This is a genomic window from Brevibacillus borstelensis (genome assembly GCF_003710865.1).
Taxonomy (GTDB): domain Bacteria; phylum Bacillota; class Bacilli; order Brevibacillales; family Brevibacillaceae; genus Brevibacillus; species Brevibacillus borstelensis.
The window spans coordinates 1-1840 of sequence record NZ_RHHO01000105.1 but is presented as its reverse complement, the minus strand read 5'-3'; the positions used below and the strand labels follow the sequence as shown (position 1 = coordinate 1840).

The 1840-nt window shown below is 49.9% G+C and carries 2 protein-coding genes; one reads left to right on the top strand and one right to left on the bottom strand.

Features of this window, described 5'->3' with window-relative positions:
* Nucleotides 1-858, bottom strand: an 858-nt coding sequence (locus EDM54_RS26085) for an anaerobic carbon-monoxide dehydrogenase catalytic subunit (protein WP_459553709.1), incomplete at its 3' end; no start/stop codon positions are given.
* A gap of 500 nt (nt 859-1358) precedes the next feature.
* On the opposite strand from EDM54_RS26085, the gene EDM54_RS26075 reads away from it, so the two are divergent.
* Nucleotides 1359-1787 carry a hypothetical protein gene (locus EDM54_RS26075; protein WP_122959102.1) on the top strand — a complete coding sequence of 143 codons (429 nt, stop codon included), beginning with the start codon at nt 1359-1361 and terminating at the stop codon, nt 1785-1787.
* Nucleotides 1788-1840: the final 53 nt, after the last annotated feature.

Here is a 1840-nt window from a genome sequence, read left to right as displayed (position 1 = left end):
ATTTTCATTTGCAGTTGACACGATCACAAAAAACCTCCGAATCTTGCCTTCGTGTACGGCCGAAATCAGTTCCGGCGCCAGACCGATCACGGTTTCGTGGTGATAGCCGGTGACCAGTTTCTGATCCGAGTCGATATGTGCCGCTGGCAGTTGCAACGCTTTTTCGATGATCGGAGTAAAATCGTTATGTTCAATTTTCGTAACGCCTTCCAGTCCTGCTACTTCATAGGAGAAGAATCGGTCCGAGTAGGTTCCCTTAATCGGCATCACACAATTGGTTGTCGCCAATATGGCCCCAGGGAATTCTTCAAACAGTTTTCGCTGATCGTACCAGGCCTTTCCGATGTTTCCCTTTAAATGAGGATATTTTCGTAATGCAGGATATCCGTGGGCAGGCAGCATCTCCGAGTGCGTATAAACATTGATTCCTTTGCCTTCTGTTTGTTTCAGCAATTCTTCCAGGGCAAGCAGGTTATGACCGGTGACGACAATACATTTTCCTTCGATTTTATTTTGCGTGACCGTAATAGGCTGAGGGATGCCAAATCGTTCCGTATGTGCACGGTCCAGCAGTTCCATCACTTTTATCGCTGCCGACCCAACTTTCATGGCCATGTCAACATGTTCCTGGAAATGAAAATTTACATTTGTCAAAGTGAAGTACAGGGCTTCATGGGTAATCGCATCCACTTCGGGGTCCGTATACCCCAACTCCCTTGCATGTGTTGCATAAGCAGCGATTCCTTTGAGGGCAAATACAATCGTATCTTGGATGCTGGCCAGATCTTCATTTTTCCCGCATACGCCGACTACTTTGCAGCCGCCAGTCGCTGTTTGCTCGCATTGATAACAAAACATGGATACGTCCTCCTTCTCCTGTTCAATGTGGGATGTGTGTGAGCCATCCCTGTGTCTGTTTCCATTATGCGTAAAAAGCGTTTGTTCAGATGTGACGAGCATCACACTTTGTGATTCATTTCACAAACATGACAAAATTTCACGATACCGCCGTGCGGGCGAACTGACGTCGTACAGAAACCATCCCCGCAGCGGAGGGATGGTGCTGCCTCGCGAACGCTCGCTTTTGTTGTTTTTTTGTCAAGGTTTATAGCCCGGTTGAGTCATTTACGAACAGGCCGGGGAGCGCTATGTTGATGGTGTGTTCGGAAAGAAGCAAGACGAAGGGGGGAGAAATCTGTTCGGTAGAAGGAATACCCGCACCATGGCCCGCATGCTGTTGGCCGCAGGAATCGCCGGACTCACGGTCGGGGCCGTTTTTTTCGACCGGGTCAGTGCCGCATCGGTCTCCTTGCAGGAGAGGATCGACCAGGCTCAACCGGGAGCAGTCACGCCAGATCATGCACAGTTACTTTCTCAGTCAAGAAAAGCTGCTCTACATCGATGTGGGAGTGGAAGCTGCCTGGGTTCCTCGTGACCGCCGGCCACGAGAAGAGTGGACGGAGGAGGAGAAGCAGCGTCACGCGAATATTGGATGGACAGGACAAGTAGTAGCCGGATTGAGATTGAACGGAAAAACGTTTCTGGAACCGGTGGCCGGCCGCTTTCCGGACATATTGGAGGATGAGGACGAGATCGCTCCCTCTGAAATGGCCTGCTCACAGGTGATCGCGTCTGAGCCACAGAGGTTAATTACCAATCGGTTTGCTGCGCAGGCGGTGGCTGGTTATTTGAACGAACTGTTTGGGGAGCGAACCTTGTCTACACATGTAACGTTTTTCCACGCGAAGAAATTGTACATGCGTGGGGAAAGGATTGTTGATGGGTGAGTGTCCAGATTGGGCACTCTTTTTTTGTTAGAAACTCAACTTTCGCACCTAGA

What these genes read in the sequence shown, in the direction of transcription:
- EDM54_RS26075 (WP_122959102.1), top strand. Translation starts at nt 1,359, where the DNA reads ATGCACAGTTACTTTCTCAGTCAAGAAAAGCTGCTCTACATCGATGTG.